Genomic DNA, 21,079 nt, shown 5'->3' on the forward strand with positions numbered 1-21,079 from the left:
GGAAGGAGGAGCTCCGCCGCAGCGGATCCCCGCCGCCGTAGAAGCCGGGCGGACGCGCCGCGCACCGGGCTTCGGAGACGACCCGCGCGGCCGGGAGCACGCGCGGCGGCCCCTCGCCTCCCGGCGGTGCCCTCCGCCCGGGGCGCCCGGAGGGCGCCGAGGCGGTGTCGGTCAGTCCCGCTGCCAGCGGGCCTGGCAGAGGCAGTAGGCGCCGTACAGGGCCACGCCGACGGCGACCGCGACCAGGGCGTAGGGCCCGGCGGGTGTCTCGGAGAAGGACCGCAGGACGCCGTCCAGCCCGGCGGCCTGGTCCTTGTCGAAGGTCCAGGCGGCCCGCACGAAGAAGCCCCCGGCGGCGCCGAGGACCAGGCCCTGGGTGATGATGCCCAGGGTCCCGATCCACACCACCGCCGTGCGGGTGCCCCGGTGTGCGCCGTCGAAGACGAGCCCGCGGGTGAAGCGCCGGGTCGCGCCCCTCCAGACCTGGTAGCAGCCGACACCGATGACGGCGAGGCCGACGAGGACGATGGTCCAGCGGCCGAACGGCAGCGACATCAGCCGGGCGGTGAGCGACTCGGCCTGGCCGTCCTGGCTCTGCCCACCACCCGGGCCGAGCAGGAAGGCCAGGACGGCGGAGGTCAGTACCGCACAGACGACGGCCTGCGCCGCGTTGCCCGCCCGCTTCCTCGCGTCGACCCCCACGAGCAGGGCGAGCAGGGCCTGCCACAGGGTCAGGGCGCCCAGGCCCACGGCGATGAACCACAGGACGGCCAGCCCGGCACCGCCCTGGGCGATGGTCTGGAGGGCACCGCTGTTGTCGGCCTTCTGGCCGTTGGAGTCGCCGAAGGCGATCCGCAGGGCGAGATAGCCGATGGTGAGATAGATGAGGCCCTTGGCGGCGTAGCCCACGCCCGCCAGGAACCGGAGCGTCGTACTGCGGGCCGCCTGCCGACCGACGCGCTCGCCGTCCGACTTCGCCTTGCGGGCCGAGAACCACGCGTTCGAGGAACTCTTCATGGCGCACCAGTGCCCGAGCAGAGACCGAATTATCACACCAAAATAACATGATCACGTCATCCCTGGTCAGAGCCCGCACACAGGCACCGCCACCGGCCCGGCCGGTCCGATCCGGCCCGGCGAAGGACACCCCCGGAACCCCGGAACCGTCGGCGGGAAGGCGGGACCCCCGGCGATCGCCGGCGCCGCCGTTCCACCACCGGACAGGCCGCCCGGGCCGCGCCACGGGGCCGCCGCCGGAACCACCCCGCCTCCTGTCGCCGGAGCGACCGCCCCGTCCCACGGGCCACGGATCACGTCCGCGGGTGCGAGGCGGCCCGGGAGGCGACCGGGGCCGCGGCCGCCTCCTCCACGGTGCCGACCAGTAACTCCGCCGCCGCGACCAGGGTGGCGGTCCCGACCCGGTCGGGTGTCTCCAGCGGCGTCTGGTAGCCGGGCATGCCCATCCCGATACCGACGGCGGCGTGTCCGGCGGCCGCATAGCGGCGGTTGTCCGACGGCATCGCACGGGCGCGCAGGGGCACGCCCAGTCGGCGGCCGACGCGGTCGAGCGCCGCCAGCAGCGGTTCGGCCGGTCCGCCCGCTTCGACGTGCGCCTCCCCCAGCTCGGCGGCGCCGTCGAGGTTGAGGACGTGGCTCCCGAACGCGAGCGTCCGCGCGTGTACGGCCGAGCCGTGCGCGCCCGCCTCCTCTCCGTCGAGGAGGGCCACGGCGAGCCCCACCCCCGCCGGCAGCCGGCGGTGCAGGATCCTGGCCGCCTCGATGACGGCGGCCACTCCCGAGGCGTTGTCGCAGGCCGCCGGGAACCGGGTGCCGTCCGGGTCGTCGCCGACACCGTCGAAATGGGCGGTCAACAGGAACGCCGGACCTCCGCCGAGGTGCTCGCGGAAGGTCGCGATCACGTTGCGCCCGTCGATGTCGACCGAGCGGACGGGGACGGCCGCACCGACCGTGGTGCCCCGTGCGCGGAGTCGTCCGTGGATGTCGGTGCGCACGGCCAGTACCGGGAGCGCGGCAGGGGCCGGCTCCGTGATCATCTTCGGCATCCAGCCGGCCGTGTCCGTGCCGCGGGGCACGAGGACGCCGACGGCACCGGCGTCCGCCGCGGCGGTGACGGCTTCGTGTGAGAACGAGTCGTGGAGCACCCAGGTGCCCGGGGCCCCGACGGCGGACACCCGGCCGGCGACCGCGTACGGCAGGTCCGCCGAGGCGAGGTGCTCGCAGAAGTCGCGGCGGAAGTCCAGCACGCGCTCGACCCCCCGGTGCGTCCAGGTCATGGTCGGGACGCCGTAGAGATCGCGCACCGCGGCGCCGACGGTGAAGTCCTGGAAGGCCACGGTCGCGCCCGCGCGCCGCAGGACGCGTGCGAGGTGGTCGGCGGCCGCCCGGCCGCCGTCGGTCCCCACCCGCCGGCCCCGGAAGGGGGCGGCGGCCAGGGAGTCGACGACGGCTCTCAGGCGGACCGGGTCGGGCTGCCTCACCCGCAGCACCCGCTGCCGGCGGCGGGCTGCCGCTCCACTGCGGCGGTGCCGCAGCATCCCCCGGCAGAGGAGTCGGCCGGTGCGGCCGCAGCGGTGGTCGCGGGTGTTCCGCAACAGCCGCCCGCCTGCGCGGGCGGAGCCAGTGCGTCGAGGGGGTCGACGTCGAACCCGCCGGTGGTGGTGCCTGTCATGGGTGCTCCTTCAACATCTGGATGATCGGGGAGTCGGCTCGTGCCGGTGGTCAGTGACTGTGCGGTAGGTGGACGGAGCGGAGGGCCGTCTCGCGGACGCGCTCCCTGTGGGCCTCGGCTCGGCACGCCTGCGTGCAGACCTCGCCGCAGGAGTCGCAGAACTCCACCCGCCCGAGGCGCTCGGCCCCGCCGAACCACCTGCCGAACAGCCCTCTTCCTCTCGGACGGCCGCTGCCGGCCGTCCCTCCCGAAGGCTCGGGACCGGCTGCGATCCCGCGTGAACCGACCATGGCACGCCTCACATATCGATGGACATCGATGCTTCTGATGCATCGACGATTACCGATGTATCGAAGTTTGTCAATGTCTCCTGGTAGGCTCGTCCCATGAAGAGCCTCACCGTGATCGACGCCCCCTCCGGCAATGGCGTCGCCTGCTGCGGCCCGCTGGCCTCGGAGGTCATCGAGGAGGACGCTGCCGAAACGCTGGCGCGCACTTTCAAGGCCCTGGGGGACCCGACCCGGGTGCGCCTGCTCTCCATGGTCGCCGCCGCACCCGGCGGCGAGGCCTGCATCTGCGACCTGAAGGAGCTGGTGGGCCTCTCCCAGCCGACCGTCTCCCACCACATGAAGCTGCTCGTCGACGCCGGTCTCCTGACGCGGGAACAGCGTGGCCGCTGGGCCTACTTCGCGGTCGTCCAGCCCGCGCTCGACCGCCTCGCCGACGTGCTCCGCCGCGCCGAATGAGAAGCCTCCCGGGCAACGCTCCGAGCCCTCCCCGACCACCGGGCGCGCGGGCGACGCGCCGCGTCCGGCGGTCGGCGGAGCCACCGGCCCTCTGATCGCCGGAACACCCGCCCTCGGCGCCGAGTCAGGCCGGGCCGCCCGGCAGCAGGAGGCGGGCCACCAGGGCTCGGTGCGGGGTTCCCGGCACGTCCAGGATCTCCAGTTCCACTACGGCGACCCGATCGTCCACCAGCACGTGGTCGATGGCGGCCTTGGGCAGGGGCTCGCCCACCGGCCAGGTGCCGGTCAGGCCCTGGCCCAGGTGGGCGGCGGCATCGGTGTAACCACTCGCCAGGACGTCGCGCATCTCTGCGTGGTCGAGGGTGGTGTTGAAGTCCCCGGCAAGAATGCGGACGGTGTCATCGGTGGCCTCGGGCAGACCGCGCAGCCCGTCCCGCCAGGCGGCCATCGAGGAGGGGCGACGCGGGGACATCGGGTGGACGGACACCACCTCCACCGGCCCAACGGCGCCCGGGACCGTCAGTCCGGCACGCGGCATGGCCAGTGAACCGATGTCGTGCCCCACGTCACCGAGGTCGTCGAGCGGGTGAACCGAGTGCACCGACCCCCCGGCCGCCGCCGGGGCGGAGTGGTCCACCGCGTACGGAAGCAGCTCGTCCAACCCGGCCGCGTCCAGTCCCGTGGCCATTTCGGGGGTGACCTCCTGAAGGGCGAGCAGCTCCACCTCGTGCTCACGAACCAGATCCACAATGGTGCCCGGATCCACGTGTCCGAAGTGCGTGTTGAGGGTGAGCAGTCGCAGGGGTGGCCCCGCCGAGGCCACGGGCCCGCTCTCGAAGGCGCGCGGCAGGATGGCGATCGCCAGCAGGATCCCGGCCAGGGCGATGGCCGCGGCCGACCACCAACGCCGGAGCAGGGCGGCGCCCAGCAGCGCCACCGGTGCCGCGAACAGAACGAGAGGGGCGTAGGCGAGCAGAGGGACGAGCGGAAAGCCGCGCTCCAGTCCCAGAATGCGCACCAGCGCGTAGAGCACGAAGCCAGCAGCGGTCAACGCGACCGGTACGGTCACCGCCCGGCGTCGCTCCGACCGGGTCGTGTTCGTTGCCATGCGATGCTCAGCTCCTCGGCTCGGGTCCCGGCAGGAGAGTGTGACGACCCGCGATCCGTGGTGGTTCGGAGACGACAGCCGACGGCGATTCCCAGCGGTCGGCATTCGGAGCAAGACCGCCATCCACCCCCGCACACGGCCTCCGGCATTCGTCGATCACCAGCACGGCGGACACCTGCACGTCCGTAGTGCCCGAAGTAGCCGAATGGGCGGCCGCAGCGGTGCCCCGTCGGTGCGTTGTCGGGGATAATCCCCGCACTCCCGGACTCCCTAGGGGCTCCCAAGCCCCCGAAAACGACGAAGGGCGTCCCTTGCAGAAGAGGAACGCCCAGGTGGGAAAGTGTAGGCCCCCAGGGGCTCGAACCCTGAACCCACGGATTAAAAGTCCGATTCTGTGGCGGAGATACGTCCCACTATGCCCCAGGAGCTCCCCCACCGCCCCGCAGTGCTGGCACCGCACAGGACCACCCGGCACCACCCGTCCCCCAGCACCGGAGCAACCACCGAGCAATCACCCCACCTCACAAGTCACGGATCAAATCCGTAGGAGCCAGGCCAGCGCCTCCGCCGCGTGCCCTTATCCGCTCCGTTTCAGATGAGGCCACCATCCAGAGAATCGATCAGGAGGTGGCCGATTCCGTGTTCAGTGAACGTTCAGGTCAGCCCGACCACGGGCAATCGGAACCGGTCGGCAGGCACCGGTTCAGTGTGAGGCGCAAGCACCGCCACAGCGCAGGCTGGCATCCCCTTCTACGCCTCGTACGGTGTAAAGAACGGAGGTTCCACCAAGTCCGCCACAGTGAAGTCCTCAAAGGTGACATCGGTCAGGACACGGAAGAGACACTCCGAGGCCGACATCGGCAAGAGCTGCCAGTCACCAGCCTCCTCCCGCGCCACCACCGGCCAGTCCTCCGGCGGAGCCTTGGCATCAGCGGCCCAACAGAACTCCGCGGCCGTCACCGACATGCCCCAATGAATTAGGCCCCGACCACCTGGACGGTAGGTACCGTACGGCTCATAGATATCCGGCCCGGTCGGATGCTCCTCCAGCACACGCCACATCGGCGCTAGCCAGTCCACTACCTGCGATTCGACGCCTCCCGGCGAACCGTACACATACAGATACCCGCTGAACTCCCCCACGCCGAAGCACCGGCAGAGCTCCTTGTAATCAGCAGGAAGCGCTGTCCCCAGACGCTCCTCGATCACATCCCACGCGATGTCAACATCCCTCGGTTCCCACTCGACGGCGTGAATGATCCGACTGACCCATGACACGGGCCCCCCTTTCTCGAACACCACGACATAGTGCCAGTTCGGGCTCCGTCCACCCCGCCACGCCGATACGGCCCACCATGCCCGGCGGCTCCCCACCGCCCCCGCAACGCCAAGAACATGCCACGCCGCCCGGCACCGTCCGCTCTCCCGGCACCGGAGCAACCGCGAGCGAACTCCCGTCCCTGGCCAAAGACCGAATCCGTAGCCCTCCGAGGCGCAGTCACCACCGGCTCTGTACCCGTGAACGCCGCCGGTCTAGAACGCCGTCAGGTCATGGCCAAAGGCGAGAAGAACAGCATGGAACGGCGTTCATTCCTGAGCTGTGCGACGGAGACGGCTCGACTGCCGGACATCGAAGACGTCGCTGTGCAGCCGGATAGCAGGCGTGCCCGCCGCCTCGCTCATGCGGTACGCAAGGCCCTGCTCGAGCGGGCGCACCTTCCCGAAGATCTGTTCACCCCTTTGATGACCGCGGCCGTGTACGACCCGGATCCCAGCTTCTGCCATTGGTTCGTCGAGCCGGCGGTCTACGTCTTCGGACGCCGCCGTGTGATGTCGGCACTGGTGGACTACCTGAGGACCGGCACGGACACCGAGCGAGCAGGCGCCGTGCGAGCCTGGTACTGCGCGCACCTGCCCCTACGCGCGGATCGCTCGCCCGCGTACGGGCCCAATGGCGTGCGTGATCACACCCTGGACGAGTCACAAGACATCAGGGCCGCGTGGCTGAAGACCTCAATGCAGGTGTTCGCCGAGACCGCTGATCCGCGGACACGCCAGAGCCGCCATCACACCCGGCACGAAACAGAGACCCGTTTCCGACTCCCGTTGGGTGGCCCGGCCACCCAACGGTCCGAGCCCACGCAACGCATTTGTTTGCTAGCTTCTGCGGTCGGTCTGAAAGCCACATCGGAGGATGCGCATGCGCGATAGCCAGGTCACGATCAAGCTCACGGGTGACGAGGCGCTGGTGCTGTCGCACTGGTTGGAGGAGCTCCAGATGACCGACCTCAGCGATGTGATCAAAGATCCAGCCGTGTGGGCACCCATCCATCGCATCGCTGGGACGCTGGACAAGACGCTTCCTGAACTGTTCGCACCCGACTACAAGCAGCGCCTTGAGGCTGCGCGAGAGAGACTCCGACCTGAGGGATTGTCCTTTCCTGACCTGCGATGATCGAAGGTCAGACCTATGTTGAGGTTCGGCCGTCGGCGTCGTTGCCGGCGGCCTCCTTGTGCTTCCGGGGCTCCCGGCGTGCCGCGGCTTCCGCCCGGCGCCGCTGCTCCGCCTCGACCCGCGCCGTGTAGTCCGCGGGGATGCACTCCGGGGCGCCCTCGACCCTGGCCCGCTTGCGCACCAACGCCCACACCGTTTCGGGGACATCGGTGTACGCCACCCCGTCCACCCACCACACCTGTTCACCCTCCCGCGGCCCCGAGGCGGCCACCACCTTCCCCCGCTTCGGAAGGGTGTCGTGGGTGATCTTGCGCAGCGCCCGGACCGGGTTGTCGACGTAGGCACGCCACTCCGCCATCTCCTCCTTCGTCCGCGGGTGTGCCCTTGGGAGGTCGACGAGGCCGCCACCAAGACGACCGAGGGCAGCGAGGGGACCGTGCACCTCGACGCGGCCGGGGCCGAGGCGAAGGCGCACCGCGCCCGGCAGAACGAGGACCGTCTCGCCTGAGGTGAGGTGTGGGAGGGCGTCGGGCACATCTTCACCCGGGAGAACGGGGCGCCGCTGCACCCGGCCACGGTGACCGACGAGTTCCACCGGTTGGCGTTCGAGGCCGGCCTCCCACCCCTCCGGTTGCACGACCTCCGGCACGGGGCCGCGACCATCGCTCTCGCGGCCGGGGTGGACATGAAGACCGTCCAGGCCATGTTGCGGCACTCGTCGATCACCATCACGGCGGACACGTACACGTCCGTGGTGCCCGAGGTGGCCAAGCGCGCGGCCGAAGCGGCGGCCGCGGTGGTGCCCCGTCGGCGCGCTGTCGGGGGCGGTCCCCGCACTCCCGGGCTCCCTACGGGCTCCCAAGCCCCCGGAAACGACGAAGGGCGTCCCTTGCGGAAGAGGAACGCCCAGGTGGGAAAGTGTAGGCCCCCAGGGGCTCGAACCCTGAACCCACGGATTAAAAGTCCGTTGCTCTGCCAATTGAGCTAGAGGCCCGTGGCAGGCCCCATATGAGCAGGGCCGACGCCACCGAGGCCAGAGTCTACCGGATACACCCGCGGGCACGCAGTCGAGTATGCGCCCGGTGTCAACGGGGCCGGTGCACCCGCACCCGGCGGCGGATGGGCCCGGCCCGGAGGTGTCCTGACCGGGCCGCCCGGCGGGGCCGCCATCACCGCCCGGCGGGGCGGGGTCGCCCGGATCGGAGGGGCCCGGGCGCGCTCGTCGACCCGGGGCGGTCCGTGCGCCGCGCCGGCTGAAAAATCACTGGGGCCGGTGTGCCGTGTGTGCGAGGCTGCCGGGCATGAGCGACGCACGTATCGACCTGCTGCACCGCCAGTTCGACCTCACCTGGGGCCTGGTGGAGTACCACCTGGACCGCCTGGTCCCCGAGGACGTCCTGTGGGAGCCCGCCGGCCTGTGCTGGACGATGCACAGGTCCGGGGACGGCTGGACCCCCGACTGGGCCGACACAGAGCCCGACCCGGTCCCCGTCCCCACCGTCGGCTGGGTGACCTGGCACATCGGCTGGTGGTGGGGGGTCACCCTGGACCACCTGTCGGGGCGGGCTCCCCGGGACCGGGAGGCGGTGGCCTGGCCCGGCCCCGAGGGGGTGGTGGAGTGGCTGGCGGCGCTGCGCGAGGAGTGGGTCGCCGTCCTGCCGACGGTCTCCCCCGACTCCCCCGCCCCCTTCCCCTGGCCGGAGGGGTCGGGGATGACGGTGGCGGACACGGTGGCGTGGGTCAACGCCGAGCTGATGAAGAACGGCGCCGAGCTGGGTCAGCTGCGGCTGCTGCGCGCCGCCTCCTCCGCGAACCCGTAGGCCCGGCCGGGGGTCCCACACGGGTCCGGCGCCGCGGCGGAGGCGGACTCCCGGGCGGTGACCCGGACCGGCGGGCCGCCGCCGACGTCGTCGGTGTGCACCGCGAACGCCCCGTCCCCGCCCCCTCCGGTCGCACGAACAGGCGCCCGGGCCGGGGCCGAGCAGACCGAGGACCCGGCTACGGCCGGGCCTCCCCTCGGTGTGCCCGCACCCCGGGCGAGGCCGGGGGTCCTCACCGGTGCACGCCCCGGCCGGTCGATCGGTTCGGGCCGGCGGACGCCCCGAGCGCAGGCGCACCGGAAACACCCCGGGCCTCCGAACCGATTACGCCGTGACGTCGGGAAATGCCTGTCGTCCGATTTTCAACTTTCTCGGGAAAGGGTGGGTCATCCGACATCCGGCGCACAGGCGTACGGAGGAGGAACCCCCCGAAAGCCTTACGGGTACGGGGTTCCAGCCCGGCCCCACCCAGCCCCCTAATCTGTGAAACGCGTCACAATTAGCATTCGAGAAAAGCGCAGGTGAATACATCGGACCCATCTCTGAGCACACAGGACAAAGCCCGAATGAGGGAGGTCTCTGGGGCTCTTGTGCACTAAAGTCTTCTTGCCATGAGGGAAACAGCGGTACGCGAACCCGCGGACACCCTCGCCCGGCGTCCCGACAACACCGAGGTGGCCCGGGCGCTGTCCGCGCAACTCGGTCTTGACCTGGCACCGCGCGAGTTCACGCTCGCCGACGGGGTCCGGATCGGCGTCGACTGTGCCGACGGGGATCCGCCGAGCCTGCTGGTGCAGTGCTCGCCCTTCTCCGGCCAGGTGAAGTCGTCCCAACGCAACAAGGTCATCGCCGACGCCTTCAAACTCGCCTGGCTGCGGGACACCCACTTCCCCCGGGCGCGCGTGCTGCTGGTCCTGGGAGAACCCCTGGCCCGGCTGTTCGGCCGGGGGGCATGGCTGCCCAGTGCGTTCGCCACGCACCGGATCACCGTCGGCCTGCTGGACGCGGATCTCCGTGTACGCGTCCTCGATATCGGTACGTGACGGAGCCTTCATGCACAGTTAATGCCGGTTCCCTAACGTCTCACCCCGTCACACAACCCCGCGGGCCGTCGATCGCCGATCTTCCACCCGCTCTCCAACCGCCAGCCCCCGGTCCGTCGTGCCCGGGGAGCGACAGGAGGGTGCCCCCGTGGAATTCTTGTACGTGACCGCCGGACCACCCGGCCCCCGCCTCCTCACCAGCGTCGCCTGACCGCCGTGCCCACCGATCCCACACCTCGGGCAACGACCCTGTGCGACCATGTGCTCACCCGGAACGAGGAGCGGGTATGACACAGTCCCCGGATGACCTCGGCATCCGCATCCGCGGCCTCACCAAGGCCTACGCCGGCGGTGATCCCGACCGCCCGGCCCTGGAGTCCGTGGACCTGGACATCGGGCCGCGCCGCTTCGTCAGCCTCATCGGCCCGAGCGGCTGCGGCAAGTCCACCCTGCTGCGGGTGATCGCCGGGCTGGAGGACCACGACGCCGGGGAGGTCTCGCTCTTCGGCTCCACCCCGGGCGCCCTGTGCGCCGCCAAGGGGGTGGGCCTGGTCCCGCAGACCCCGGCCCTGCTGCCCTGGCAGACCGTGCGCCGCAACGTCGCCCTGCCCCGCCGCGTCAACCGCCGCGCCGGAACCGGCGGCGAGGACCCCGACGACCTGCTGCGGGCGGTCGGCCTGTCCGACGTCGCCCACCGGTACCCGCACGAGCTCTCCGGCGGTCAGCGGCAGCGGGTGGCCATCGCCCGCGCCTTCGGCCTGCGCCCCAGGCTGCTGCTCATGGACGAGCCCTTCTCCGCCCTGGACGAGTTCACCCGCGAGGCGCTGCGGTTGCAGCTCCTGGGCCTGTGGCAGCGCCGGGCGACGACGGTCGTCTTCGTCACCCACTCGGTGCGGGAGGCGGTCGTCCTCTCCGACGAGATCGTCGTCATGTCCGCCCGCCCCGGCCGCATCCGCGAGGTTCTGCCGGTCGACCTGCCCCGCCCCCGGGACGCCGCGGTCGCGACCGGGCCTCGTCTGCACGCCATCGAGGACCGCGTCCGCGCGTCCCTGCAGTCCGCCTGGGAGGCCGGAGCCGCCCCCGACGACCTCGTCCCGCTATGAGCGAGAGCACCGAGATGACCGCACCAGCACCCCCGCGCCCCGCCCGCGACCGCTCGGGACCGCCGCCCGGACCCGCCACCGCACGCCGCCGCCGGGAGCGGACCCGCGGCCCCCTGCACCCGGCGACCTGGGGACCCACCGCCGTCGTGGTCCTGCTGCTGGGCGTCGGCTGGTCCGCGGTGGCCGCCGAGCACCCGTACATCCTCCCCCGACTCTCCGACGTCGGGCTCACCCTGGCGGACCGGCCCGAGGTCTTCCTCTCCAACGCCTGGAGCACCCTGTCCATCGCCCTGGCGGGGGTGGCCTGCGGGGCGGGCGTCGCGTTCGTCCTGGCCCTGGTCATGTCGGAGGTGCCGGTGGTACGGCGCGCCCTCATGCCGCTGGCCGTGGTCCTCAACGTGACACCGGTGGTCGCGCTGGCCCCCGGCCTGGTGGTGGCGTTCGGGTTCGGTATGGCGCCCAAGGTCATCGTCACCGCGATCATCACGTTCTTCCCGGTGCTGATCAACGTGACCACCGGGCTGCGCGCGGTGCCGGAACCCGTCCTGCACGTGTTCCGGACCCTGCACGCGTCCCGCTTCGAGGTGCTGTGGCGGCTGCGCATCCCCTACGGCCTGCCCTACACGCTGGCCGCGCTGCGCGTGGTCATGCCGCTGTCCATCGTGGGCGCGGTGGTCGCCGAGTTCGTGGCCGCGGGCAGTACCGGCGGCCTCGGCACCCTCATCCGCACCTCCGCCTCCGCCGCCCGCCTCGATTCCGTCTACGCGGCGATCGCCTGTCTGGCCGCCCTGGGCGTGCTCATGCTGGCGCTGGTCTCCGTCGTCGAGCGCCAGGCGCTCTTCTGGCACGAGTCGCAGCGCACCCACGCTTCCCGTACCCGCAGATCCCACCCTGTCCAACGAACGGAAGAACCCCCCAGATGACCACCCCCACCACACCCCTGAACCGGTACCTCGGCGCCGCGGCCCTGGCCGCGGCCGTGCTCGCCACCGCGGCGTGCGGCGGCTCCGGAGCCGCGGAGGAGACCCCGCCCGAATCCGATCTCGCCATCAACGACGAGCGGTGCAGTACGAACCAGGACGCGGGCACCATCACCTTCATCTCCGGCTACTTCTACCAGGCCTCCGTGAGCCAGCTGGAGGTGTTCGCCGCCGAGGGCCTGGGCTTCTTCGACTCCGTGTGCCTGGACGTGGAGATCCAGGGCGGGACCGGCGACATCATGGCCAGCTCGCAGCTGGTGTCGGCGGGCACCGCCCACTTCACCCCGGTCGCCAGCGAGGCCGAGATCGTCCAGGCCAACGAGCAGGACCACGAGATCGTCGGCGTCGCCACCTACGGGCACCTGCCGATCGCCTCCCTGCTGACCGGTCCCGACGTCGAGGACCTCAAGGACCTGGAGGGCCAGACCCTGGGGCGGCCCGGCATGCTGGCCGCCCCGCTGGAGGCGATGCTGAACTCCGCCGGGGTCGACGTGGACTCCATCGAGCAGGTCGACTCCGGCTACGACCCGAGCGTCCTGCCCCGCGACCAGGTACAGGCTCTGGCGGCCTTCCGCTCGAACGAGCCGCACCAGCTGGACGCCATGGGCGAGGAGTACGTCGAGTGGCTGCCCGAGGACTTCGGGGTGGTCGGCTCCTTCGGCGTCATGGCCACCAACCCGGAGTGGGCGTCCCAGAACCGGACCGTGGTCGAGGACTTCCTGCGTGCCGTCGCCAAGGCGTTCGAGTACTGCGAGGAGAACGGGCAGGAGTGCGTGGAGCAGGCCGCCGCCCTGGACCCGACCGGTGAGTTCGACGTCGAGCACAACCTCAGGGTCTGGGAGGCCGAGAGCGAGCTGGTGCGCGCCTCCACCCCCGACGAGACCGCCGTCGGCTACATCGACCTGGGCCTGACGGAGTCCGAGACGGAGAACCTGGTCGCCAGCGGCGCCCTCGACGACGTGCCCGACCTGGAGCCCCTCTTCGAGCCGCACTACCTGGAGGCCGTGTACGTCGCCGGGAACGTGAGCTGGCCCGCCGAGAAGGAAGAGCAGTAACCCCGGACCCCGGGGGAACGGCCACGGGCACCGGGGCGAGGGCCCCGGTGCCCCTTGATTCATCAGAGTGAGGGAACCGAGTTGTCAGAACCTGGCGGGACGACGGCCGCCGACACCGAGTACGGGATCTTCCTGCCCATCGGCAGCGGCGGGTGGATCGTCTCCGAAACGGCACCGCACCCGGAGGCGACCTACGCCTACAACCGCCGGGCCGCGGTCCTTGCCGAGCAGTACGGCCTGGACTTCATCATGTCCATGGGAAAGTGGCGCGGCTACGACGGCACCACCGACCACTGGGGCCGGACCCTGGAGTCCGTCACCATGATGGCGGGCCTGGCGAGGCCACCGAGCGGGTCAAGGTGTGGGCGACCGTCCACACCAACCTGTTCCACCCGGCGATCGCCGCGAAGATGTTCACCACCCTCCAGGACATCGCGGGCGGCCGCGCCGGGATGAACATCGTCGTGGGCGCCTACGCCAAGGAGTTCTCCCAGATGGGGCTGTGGGACGAGAGCCTGTCCCACGCCGACCGCTACCGGTGGACCGAGGAATGGGCCTCGGTACTGGAGCGGCTGTGGACGGAGCGGTCGGTGGACCACGACGGCGAGTACTTCCGCCTGGACGACTGCCGGTCGCTGCCGCACCCCGGGACCCGGCCGACGCTGATCGCCGCGGGCCGCTCCGAGGCCGGGCTGGACTTCCAGGCCCGGCACTGCGACGGGTCCTTCCTCACCGCCCAGGACCTCCCGGGCCTGCGGGACGCCTGCCGCGACGTCAAGCTGCGAGCGGAGAAGCGGGGGCGGAGCATCCGCACCTACTCGATGCTGACGGTCGTCCTGGCCGACACCGACGAGGAGGCCGAGGCCCGCCGGCTGGAGTACGGACGCGGCGCGGACGTGGAGGCGCTCGTCAACATGAAGGTGTCGTGGGGGCTGCCGCCGGACCGGGCGCTGTCGCTGACCGCGGAGCGGCCCGAGGACGAGGCGTTCCAGACGCCGTTCGTCACCGGGTCCCCGCAGACCGTGGCGGAGCGCATCCGGGAGGTCGTCGAGTTCGCGGAACTGGACGGCCTGATGCTGATCTTCCCCGACTACCACGCCGACCTGGCGGACTTCGGGAAGCGGGTGATGCCGCTGCTGCGCCCGGCCGGGGTGAAGGAGGAGCGGTGACCGGCCCCCTCCTCGACACCGCGGGGCACCCCCGCCCCCTGCCCGGGCCGCCCGGGGAGGCGGCCGTCCTCGTCGTGGACCCGCAGCGGGACTTCGGCGATCCGGAGCGGCTGCCCTGGCTGGACCCGGGCGCCCGGGCACGGGTCGACGCAGCGCTGGCCCGGACCCGGCTGCTGGTCGACCGGGCCCGCGCTGCGGGGGTGCCCGTGCTGTGGACCCGGCTGGAGCAGGACCCGGACGAGCCCTGGGACGCCTCGCGGTGGCTGCGCGGGCTGGCGGACCTCACGCCCGGGGAGGCGGCCGCCAAGGAGCCGTGCCTGGTGGGCACACCGGGCCCGGAGTGGTTCGGAGCGCACCCGCGCGAGGGCGAGGAGGTGGTGACCAAGCGCCGCTACTCGGCGTTCCACGGCACCGACCTGGCCCGCCTGCTCTACGCGTCGGACGTCTCCTGGCTGGTGGTGTGCGGACTCACCACGGACTGCTGCGTGGACGCCACCGCCCGGGACGCCTTCCAGCACGGGTTCCGGGTGGTGGTGGCGGCGGACGCCACCGGCACCTACGAGCAGGAGCGGCAGGACGCGGCGCTGGCGGGGCTGGCCCGGCACGCCGCGGTGGTCGCGACGGTCGACGCCGTCACCGGGCTGTGGTCGGACGGGGGTTGACGCTCCCGGCCGCCGGGTAGTCGCCCCGTGCGCCGCGGGAGGGGCCCGCGGCGCACGGGGGAGGGGCCATGGGGGTCGAACGCGGTCTGGCGGGCCTGCGCCGCATCCTGGAGGGCATCGACTTTCCGGCGGACCGGGACCGCATCGTCGCCGCCGCCCTGGAGGCGGGCGGAGACGAGGAGGTTCTGAGCGCGCTGCGGGCGATGCCCCCCGCGGACTTCTACGAGGCGGAGGAGGTCCTGCGGGCGGTGCCGCTGCCCGAGGACGAACCGGACTCGCACACCGAGTCCGCCCGCTCCCGGGAGCGGCCGCAGCGCTGACACCGGGGCCGGGGACCCGTCGGCGGGTTCCCGGCCGCTCCCGTGCATGGCGCAGGATGGGGGGATGCACATTCCCCAGGCCGAGGTGGACATCACCCCCGCACTGGTCCGGTCCCTCCTCGCGGAACAGCACCCGGACCTGGCCCACCTGCCCCTCACCCCCGCCGGCGGCGGCTGGGACAACACCCTCCTGCGGCTGGGCGGCTCCCTGGCCGTGCGCCTGCCCCGCCGGGAGCGGGCCGCCGCGCTCACCCGCAACGAGCAGCGGTGGCTCGGCGGGATCGCCTCCCGCCTGCGGACGCCGGTGCCCGCGCCGGTGCGCGTCGGCGTCCCCGGACGCGGTTACCCCTGGTACTGGTCGGTCGTCCCCTGGTTCGAGGGGCGCCTCGCCGCCGACGTCCCCGACGCCGACCGGGGCGGGCTCGCCGCCCCGCTGGCGGAGTTCGCCGTCCGCCTGCACGTCCCCGCGCCCGCCGACGCCCCCGCCAACCCGTTCCGCGGTGTGCCCCTGGCCGACCGCGACGCCGGGTTCCGCGAGCGTCTGGGGGCCGCTCCGGACCTGCCGTACCGGGACCTGCTGGCTGCTCTCTGGGACCGTGCGGTCGCCGCGCCCGCCTGGTCCGGACCGCCGCTGTGGCTGCACGGCGACCTGCACCCCGCGAACATCCTGGTGTCCGGTGACGGGTCGCGCCTGTCCGCGGTCCTCGACTTCGGCGACCTGACCTCCGGGGACCCCGCCACCGACCTGGCCCTCGCCTGGATGCTGTTCGGCCCCGCGGAGCGGTCCGCGTTCCGCGCCCGCGTGGACGCGGCGGGCGTCGTCGACCCGTACGTGTGGGAGCGTGCCCGCGCCTGGGCGCTGCTCTTCGGGGTACTGCTGGCCACCCACTCGGACGACTCCCCCCTGCTGGCCGGGATCGGGAACCGCACCCTGGACCGGATCGCCCTCGACGGGAACACCGCGGAGGCGGAGCACGACTGAACCCGGACGGGCCCGCAGGTCTCTGCCGGACGCCCTCGACGGGTCCGTGCACGGGCCCGGGGCGGCCCACACGGCCCGCGCAGCCTGGGCGCGGTGGTGCGCTCGGTCGCGGTCGTCCGGAACGGCGGACCCCCGCCCGTCGGCACGGCCGCGGCCGTCCCGGGCGGCACGGCCGGCGCGCCGCCGGGGGCGGGAGCGGCGCGGTCAGTCCAGGGAGCGCACCAGCTCGGCGACCCGCTCGGGCTGCTCGTAGGGCGCCAGGTGCCCGGCCCCCTCCAGGACGGCGACCTCCGCGCCCAGGAGCCGCCGGGCCGGTCCGTGCAGGCGGGCGGGCGAGTAGAACGCGTCGTCCGAACCGGTGGCCACGACCACCGGGGTGTCCTCCCAGGGCCGCAGGCACTCCATGGGCAGCGGGCCCGGGGCCAGGCTGGTCCGGCAGTACCGCCCGACCAGGGTCATCCACGGCGCCAGCGGGTGCACCGGCAGCCCCCGCGCCTTCGAGGTGTGCGCCGGGCCGCTCATGTAGTCGAGCAGGCGGGTGCTCTTGTCGTCGCGCGGCCCGATCATCCACGGCAGGGTGACCCGCATCAGGTCCGAGTTCACCGACGCCGCGGACAGTCCCGCCGGCCCGACCATCACGACGGCCCGGACCAGCTCGGAGGGTTTGGCGGCCAGGGCCACGGCGGCCCCCAGCGAGTGGGCGAGCACGGTCGCCGGGCGGCCGGTGAGCAGCGGCAGGACCTCGTCGAGCCAGGCACCGTAGGCGGCGGCCCGACCGGAGCGGGGGCGCAGCCCCTCGCTGAGCCCGGGCTGCCCGGGCAGGTCGACCAGGGTGACCGTCCGGTCGCGGGCGAGGCTCCGTGCCAGGTCCACCGAGGTGGCGGAGTTGAAGTTGGTGCCGCTGAGGAAGATCACCGGAGGAGCGTCCCCACCCGGCGCGGTGAAGGCGCGGGTGGTGCCCAGCGCGGTGCGCAGCGGGGGCAGCGGGGTGAGCGCGGGCCATGAGGCGATCCGCTCCTCGCACCAGTTCCGGACCTCGCGGGCGCCGGTGTCGGAGCGGTAGACGTGCGTACCGTGGAGGTGTGGGTCGGGCATCGGGCACCTGCTCGTTTCCGGATGAGGGTTATGCCACCGCCGACCAGTCTTCCCGGCACACCGGCGGACAAGCCTAGCGGACTCCCCCGACTGTTCAGCATGAAAAACGGACGTATATGCTCTGTTCTGGACTTTCACATCTTCTCCGGGGTGCCCGGAGGTGTCGCTCGCAAGTCCTAGGTGTGCCGGGAAGACTGGTCGGCGGTCCGACAGCCGTCTCCAGAAAGTCGCCTATGAGCATCGACCCGCTGGCACACTCCACATCCCGAGGGCCCCTCGCACGACTCGCCGAAGCACTGCGCAGCGACACCGTCGGGGGCTTCCTCCTGATCGGTGCGGCGCTGGTCGCGATCCTCTGGATCAACTCGCCCTTCGGCGAGGTCTACGAGAACCTCCGCTCGGTGACCGTGGGTCCCGAGTCCCTGCACCTGAACCTCTCGCTGGAGACCTGGGCCGCCGACGCGCTGCTCGCCGTCTTCTTCTTCGTCGTGGGCAACGAGCTCAAGCAGGAGTTCGTGAACGGCGAGCTGCGCAACCCGCGCCGCGCCATGCTCCCGATCATCGCCGCGGTCTGCGGCATGGTCGTGCCCGCCGCGATCTACGCCGCGCTCAACTTCTCCTCGCCGGACACCGTCCAGGGCTGGGGGATCCCGATGGCCACCGACATCGCGTTCGCGGTGGCCATCCTGGCGGTCGTGGGGCGCCACCTGCCCCCCGCGCTGCGGACCTTCCTGCTGACCCTCGCGATCGTCGACGACCTGGGCGCGATCATCGTCATCGCGGTGTTCTACACCTCCGGCATCGACCTGCTCATGCTGGCCGCCGCCGCGGTCGGCCTGGCGCTCTTCGGGTACCTCCAGCGCGGCAGGGGCCTGGCCGCCAGGCTCAACGCCTCGCGGCTGCCCAACTGGATCGTGTACGTGCCGCTGGCGGTGCTGATCTGGGTGCTGATGCACGAGAGCGGCGTGCACGCCACCATCGCCGGTGTGGCGATGGGCCTGCTGATGCGCACCAAGGCCCTGCCCGGGGAGGCTCACGACCCGAGCCACGGTGTGGAGCAGCTGCTGCGCCCCTGGTCGGCGGGCCTGGCCCTGCCGATCTTCGCGTTCTTCTCCGCCGGTGTGGTCATCGACGGGCTGGGCGCGGTCATCACCGACTCGGCCTCCCTCGGCATCATCCTGGGGCTGGTCGCCGGCAAGGCAATCGGCATCGCGGGCGGGTCCTGGATCACCACCAAGGTGACCCGGGCCGAGCTGAACCCGAGCCTGAAGTGGATCGACATCGTCGGCATGTCCCAGCTGGCCGGCATCGGGTTCACGGTGTCGCTGCTCATCAGTGAGCTGTCCTTCGCGAACTCGCCCGAGCACCTGGCGCACGCCAAGACCGGTGTGCTGGCGGCCTCGCTCATCGCCACCCTGCTGGCGGCGGGCATCCTGGGGGCGCGGTCGCGCCACTACAGGGGCCTGATGCGGGAGTTGGCCGCCAAGGAGGGCACGGGCCCGACCTGACGCGGCGGGGCCCGGGGGGGAACCCCGGGCCCCAACACATTTTCTGCGGTTTCGATACCACATGTCCCGGTGCCATGCGACACATCGAATTACCGGGACAGCAGAATCTTCGTGTGCTAGGTTCTAAGAAGTTGCAGTCGTGAGCCCGATGGATTGACTTCTCGTCGGGAGATCACCGCGGTGACGGGAAAATCGTCATCTGCGGTTTTCTTCATTCTTCGAACGAGAGGTGCCCCTATGGCCACCGGTACTGTCAAGTGGTTCAACAGCGAAAAGGGCTTCGGCTTCATCGAGCAGGACGGCGGCGGCCCCGACGTCTTCGCCCACTACTCGAACATCCAGTCCACGGGCTACCGTGAGCTGGCCGAGGGCCAGGCCGTGCAGTTCGACGCCGTTGCCGGGGCCAAGGGCCCCCAGGCCGAGAACATCACCCTGATCTAGCCTGATCCCCGGGGAGCGCGAGCTCCCCGCCTGCGGCGGGGTCCGCCCTACGGGCGCCGGACTCCGTCGTTCTTCTTTTTCTCCGCCGATTCTTCGGACATCGTTCTCCGACCGGCCTCCTCCGCGCCCCGGAATTCCCCGGACGAGCGCGCACAGGTTTCATTCATCCGGCGTACCCGGTTTCCCCCTGCGAGGCCGCAAGGCCTCCCGCCCGGCGAACGCCGTCGGCGAAAGGCCCCGCATGAGTCATCCGTACCGCACCGGTACGAGCCGCAGCCGCCCCTCCCGTGGGTACGGCCGGCAGCGTCCCCACACCGCCTCCCGCCCCCGCAGCGGCGGCGGCAGCCCCTCCGGGGAGTTCGCGCTCCCCGTCACCGTCACCCCGGCGCTCCCGCCAGCGGAATCCTTCGAGGCGCTGGACATGCCCGCGTCGCTGAAGCGGACCCTGGCCCGCCAGGGCCTGACCACGCCGTCCGAGATCCAGGCGGCGACCCTGCCCAACTCCCTGGCCGGCCGCGACGTGCTGGGCCGCAGCCGGACCGGTTCCGGCAAGACCCTGGCCTTCGGCCTGGCCCTGCTCGCCGGTCTCGACGGGCGCACCGCCGAGCCCCGGCGCCCCCTGGCCGTGGTCCTGGCCCCGACCCGGGAGCTGGCCCAGCAGGTCGCCGACTCCCTGGAGCCCTACTCGCGTTCGGTGGGGGTGCGCACGGTCACCGTCGTGGGCGGCATGCCCATCCACCGACAGGCGCGCGCCCTGCGCCAGGGCGTCCACCTCGTCGTGGCCACCCCGGGGCGGCTGCGCGACCTGATGGAGCGCGGCGACTGCGTCCTGGACAAGGTGGAGTCCGCCGTCCTGGACGAGGCCGACCAGATGACCGACATGGGCTTCATGCCGCAGGTCACCGCGATCCTCCAGGAGGTCCCGGCCGACGGGCGGCGCATGCTGTTCTCCGCCACCCTGGACCGCAACGTCGACACCCTGGTCCGCCGTTTCCTGCACGACCCGGTGGTCCACTCGGTGGACCTGTCCGAGGGCGCCGTCTCCACCATGGAGCACCACGTGGTGCACGTGTCGCCCATGGAGAAGAAGGACGTCGCGACCAGGATCGCCGCGCGCGAGGGCCGGGTGATCATGTTCCTCGACACCAAGCGCGCGGTGGACCGGATGGCCGAGCACCTGCTGGCCAACGGGGTGCTGGCCGCGCCGCTGCACGGCGGCCGCAGCCAGCCGCAGCGGACGCGCACCCTCGACCAGTTCAAGCGGGGCGACGTCACGGCGCTGATCGCGACCAACGTGGCGGCCCGCGGCATCCACGTGGACGGGCTGGACCTGGTGGTCAACATCGACCCGCCCACCGACCACAAGGACTACCTGCACCGGGGCGGGCGCACCGCCCGGGCCGGGGAGTCCGGCAACGTGGTCACGCTCGTGCTGCCCGGCCAGCGCCGCGACATGACCCGGCTGATGAGCCGGGCCCGGATCGAGCCGCGCAGCCTGGGCGGGGGCGTCGGCGCCCTGGAGCTGACCGAGGTGACCGGGGCCCGCGAGCCCTCGGGCGTGCCGGTCACGGTGCGGTCCTCCGCGCCCCAGGAGCGGCGCCGCGACCAGGCGCCGCGCGGGCGGCGGCGGCCGCGCCGCTGACCCGGGATCCGAGCGGGCCCCGCGACTTGTCGCGGGGCCCGTTCCGCTTTCCCGGGTGGGAGTCGGGGAAACGCGGGGAAGGGCCGGGGGTCCCCGTAGGCCTTCCCCGGTACCCGGGGAGGGGCCGGCCCCGGCCGCCGTGACCACCGGCGGCACCACGCCGCACACTCCTCCACGGTCTTCCTCGGCCCAACCGCGCCTTTGGACGAGCGAACCGGCCGCCGAGGCCCGCCCAGACCTCCGGGACCGCCGGCGGCACCA

At 72.2% G+C, this 21,079-nt stretch carries 23 protein-coding genes, 2 tRNA genes and 1 pseudogene; 17 read left to right on the plus strand and 9 right to left on the minus strand.

What is annotated here, in order from left to right:
- Positions 1–171: 171 nt before the first annotated feature.
- The 3 genes from ACSUPR_RS14245 to ACSUPR_RS14255 all read right to left on the minus strand — a co-directional run bounded on the left by ACSUPR_RS14245 (position 172) and on the right by ACSUPR_RS14255 (position 2,689).
- On the minus strand, positions 172–1,017 hold the full coding sequence (locus tag ACSUPR_RS14245) for a DUF1206 domain-containing protein (protein WP_436891774.1): 846 nt from the start codon (positions 1,015–1,017) through the stop codon (positions 172–174).
- 293 nt (positions 1,018–1,310) lie between these two features.
- The gene (locus ACSUPR_RS14250; protein ID WP_436891776.1) at positions 1,311–2,498 is read right to left on the minus strand and encodes a M28 family metallopeptidase; all 1,188 of its coding nucleotides are present in this window, start codon (positions 2,496–2,498) and stop codon (positions 1,311–1,313) included.
- Positions 2,495–2,689: a hypothetical protein gene (locus ACSUPR_RS14255; RefSeq protein WP_436891778.1), complete on the minus strand. Its 195-nt coding sequence runs from the start codon at positions 2,687–2,689 to the stop codon at positions 2,495–2,497. The genes ACSUPR_RS14250 and ACSUPR_RS14255 overlap by 4 nt, the downstream gene beginning before the upstream one ends.
- 386 nt (positions 2,690–3,075) lie before the next feature.
- Here ACSUPR_RS14255 and ACSUPR_RS14260 point away from each other — a divergent pair, with 386 nt between their 5' ends.
- Positions 3,076–3,435, plus strand: coding sequence for an ArsR/SmtB family transcription factor (locus tag ACSUPR_RS14260; protein WP_436891779.1), 360 nt, complete (start codon positions 3,076–3,078; stop codon positions 3,433–3,435).
- 124 nt (positions 3,436–3,559) lie between these two features.
- Here the strand turns inward: ACSUPR_RS14260 and ACSUPR_RS14265 are convergent, their stop codons facing one another.
- From ACSUPR_RS14265 to ACSUPR_RS14275, 3 genes are all read right to left on the minus strand, one after another.
- Positions 3,560–4,543, minus strand: a complete 984-nt coding sequence (locus ACSUPR_RS14265) for an endonuclease/exonuclease/phosphatase family protein (RefSeq protein WP_436891780.1) — start codon at positions 4,541–4,543, stop codon at positions 3,560–3,562.
- Positions 4,544–4,886: 343 nt separating this feature from the next.
- Positions 4,887–4,973 (minus strand) — tRNA-Ser (locus ACSUPR_RS14270).
- Between the two features lie 320 nt (positions 4,974–5,293).
- On the minus strand, positions 5,294–5,821 hold the full coding sequence (locus ACSUPR_RS14275; protein WP_436891781.1) for an SMI1/KNR4 family protein: 528 nt from the start codon (positions 5,819–5,821) through the stop codon (positions 5,294–5,296).
- 273 nt (positions 5,822–6,094) lie between these two features.
- Here ACSUPR_RS14275 and ACSUPR_RS14280 point away from each other — a divergent pair, with 273 nt between their 5' ends.
- Positions 6,095–6,754: a hypothetical protein gene (locus ACSUPR_RS14280; protein WP_436891782.1), complete on the plus strand. Its 660-nt coding sequence runs from the start codon at positions 6,095–6,097 to the stop codon at positions 6,752–6,754.
- A complete protein-coding gene (locus ACSUPR_RS14285; RefSeq protein ID WP_436891784.1) occupies positions 6,744–6,998 on the plus strand; it encodes a hypothetical protein in 255 nt (84 codons plus the stop codon). The genes ACSUPR_RS14280 and ACSUPR_RS14285 overlap by 11 nt, the downstream gene beginning before the upstream one ends.
- 13 nt (positions 6,999–7,011) lie before the next feature.
- On the opposite strand, the gene ACSUPR_RS14290 is transcribed toward ACSUPR_RS14285, so the two are convergent.
- Positions 7,012–7,356 (minus strand): hypothetical protein, encoded by a 345-nt coding sequence (locus ACSUPR_RS14290; RefSeq protein ID WP_436891785.1) that lies wholly within the window; start codon positions 7,354–7,356, stop codon positions 7,012–7,014.
- Between the two features lie 18 nt (positions 7,357–7,374).
- Between ACSUPR_RS14290 and ACSUPR_RS14295 the strand changes: the two genes are divergently transcribed.
- Positions 7,375–7,506, plus strand: a complete 132-nt coding sequence (locus ACSUPR_RS14295; RefSeq protein ID WP_436891786.1) for a hypothetical protein — start codon at positions 7,375–7,377, stop codon at positions 7,504–7,506.
- Positions 7,507–7,575: 69 nt separating this feature from the next.
- A pseudogene (locus tag ACSUPR_RS14300) lies at positions 7,576–7,692 on the plus strand (hypothetical protein); the annotation flags it as partial.
- A 227-nt stretch (positions 7,693–7,919) separates the two neighbouring features.
- On the opposite strand, the gene ACSUPR_RS14305 reads toward ACSUPR_RS14300, so the two are convergent.
- Positions 7,920–7,992, minus strand: a tRNA-Lys gene (locus tag ACSUPR_RS14305).
- A 307-nt stretch (positions 7,993–8,299) separates the two neighbouring features.
- Here ACSUPR_RS14305 and ACSUPR_RS14310 point away from each other — a divergent pair.
- The 9 genes from ACSUPR_RS14310 to ACSUPR_RS14350 all read left to right on the plus strand — a co-directional run bounded on the left by ACSUPR_RS14310 (position 8,300) and on the right by ACSUPR_RS14350 (position 16,132).
- Positions 8,300–8,818: a DinB family protein gene (locus ACSUPR_RS14310; RefSeq protein WP_436891788.1), complete on the plus strand. Its 519-nt coding sequence runs from the start codon at positions 8,300–8,302 to the stop codon at positions 8,816–8,818.
- Between the two features lie 611 nt (positions 8,819–9,429).
- Complete coding sequence (locus tag ACSUPR_RS14315; RefSeq protein ID WP_436891789.1) at positions 9,430–9,861, plus strand: hypothetical protein; 432 nt, start codon at positions 9,430–9,432, stop codon at positions 9,859–9,861.
- A 287-nt stretch (positions 9,862–10,148) separates the two neighbouring features.
- Positions 10,149–10,964 carry an ABC transporter ATP-binding protein gene (locus ACSUPR_RS14320; protein ID WP_436891790.1) on the plus strand — a complete coding sequence of 272 codons (816 nt, stop codon included), beginning with the start codon at positions 10,149–10,151 and terminating at the stop codon, positions 10,962–10,964.
- Positions 10,961–11,887, plus strand: coding sequence for an ABC transporter permease (locus ACSUPR_RS14325; protein ID WP_436891791.1), 927 nt, complete (start codon positions 10,961–10,963; stop codon positions 11,885–11,887). Before ACSUPR_RS14320 ends, ACSUPR_RS14325 begins: the two co-directional genes overlap by 4 nt.
- Entirely contained in the window at positions 11,884–12,999 is a 1,116-nt protein-coding gene (locus tag ACSUPR_RS14330) for an ABC transporter substrate-binding protein (RefSeq protein ID WP_436891792.1), read from the plus strand. The genes ACSUPR_RS14325 and ACSUPR_RS14330 overlap by 4 nt, the downstream gene beginning before the upstream one ends.
- A 359-nt stretch (positions 13,000–13,358) precedes the next feature.
- Positions 13,359–14,168 (plus strand): LLM class flavin-dependent oxidoreductase, encoded by an 810-nt coding sequence (locus ACSUPR_RS14335; protein WP_436891794.1) that lies wholly within the window; start codon positions 13,359–13,361, stop codon positions 14,166–14,168.
- Positions 14,165–14,830, plus strand: a complete 666-nt coding sequence (locus ACSUPR_RS14340; RefSeq protein ID WP_436891795.1) for a cysteine hydrolase family protein — start codon at positions 14,165–14,167, stop codon at positions 14,828–14,830. The genes ACSUPR_RS14335 and ACSUPR_RS14340 overlap by 4 nt, the downstream gene beginning before the upstream one ends.
- A gap of 68 nt (positions 14,831–14,898) precedes the next feature.
- Positions 14,899–15,150, plus strand: a complete 252-nt coding sequence (locus ACSUPR_RS14345; protein ID WP_436891796.1) for a DUF2795 domain-containing protein — start codon at positions 14,899–14,901, stop codon at positions 15,148–15,150.
- Positions 15,151–15,214: 64 nt separating this feature from the next.
- Positions 15,215–16,132: an aminoglycoside phosphotransferase family protein gene (locus tag ACSUPR_RS14350; RefSeq protein WP_436891797.1), complete on the plus strand. Its 918-nt coding sequence runs from the start codon at positions 15,215–15,217 to the stop codon at positions 16,130–16,132.
- Between the two features lie 204 nt (positions 16,133–16,336).
- On the opposite strand, the gene ACSUPR_RS14355 is transcribed toward ACSUPR_RS14350, so the two are convergent.
- Positions 16,337–17,227 carry an alpha/beta fold hydrolase gene (locus tag ACSUPR_RS14355; protein WP_436891798.1) on the minus strand — a complete coding sequence of 297 codons (891 nt, stop codon included), beginning with the start codon at positions 17,225–17,227 and terminating at the stop codon, positions 16,337–16,339.
- 233 nt (positions 17,228–17,460) lie between these two features.
- On the opposite strand from ACSUPR_RS14355, the gene nhaA reads away from it, so the two are divergent.
- The 3 genes from nhaA to ACSUPR_RS14370 all read left to right on the plus strand — a co-directional run bounded on the left by nhaA (position 17,461) and on the right by ACSUPR_RS14370 (position 20,818).
- A complete protein-coding gene (nhaA, locus tag ACSUPR_RS14360) occupies positions 17,461–18,735 on the plus strand; it encodes a Na+/H+ antiporter NhaA (RefSeq protein WP_436891799.1) in 1,275 nt (424 codons plus the stop codon).
- 237 nt (positions 18,736–18,972) lie between these two features.
- Positions 18,973–19,176: a cold-shock protein gene (locus ACSUPR_RS14365; RefSeq protein WP_436891800.1), complete on the plus strand. Its 204-nt coding sequence runs from the start codon at positions 18,973–18,975 to the stop codon at positions 19,174–19,176.
- A 241-nt stretch (positions 19,177–19,417) separates the two neighbouring features.
- A complete protein-coding gene (locus ACSUPR_RS14370) occupies positions 19,418–20,818 on the plus strand; it encodes a DEAD/DEAH box helicase (protein WP_436891801.1) in 1,401 nt (466 codons plus the stop codon).
- The last annotated feature ends 261 nt before the right edge of the window (positions 20,819–21,079 follow it).

The organism is Nocardiopsis dassonvillei (genome assembly GCF_964273065.1).
Taxonomy (GTDB): Bacteria; Actinomycetota; Actinomycetes; order Streptosporangiales; family Streptosporangiaceae; genus Nocardiopsis; species Nocardiopsis dassonvillei_B.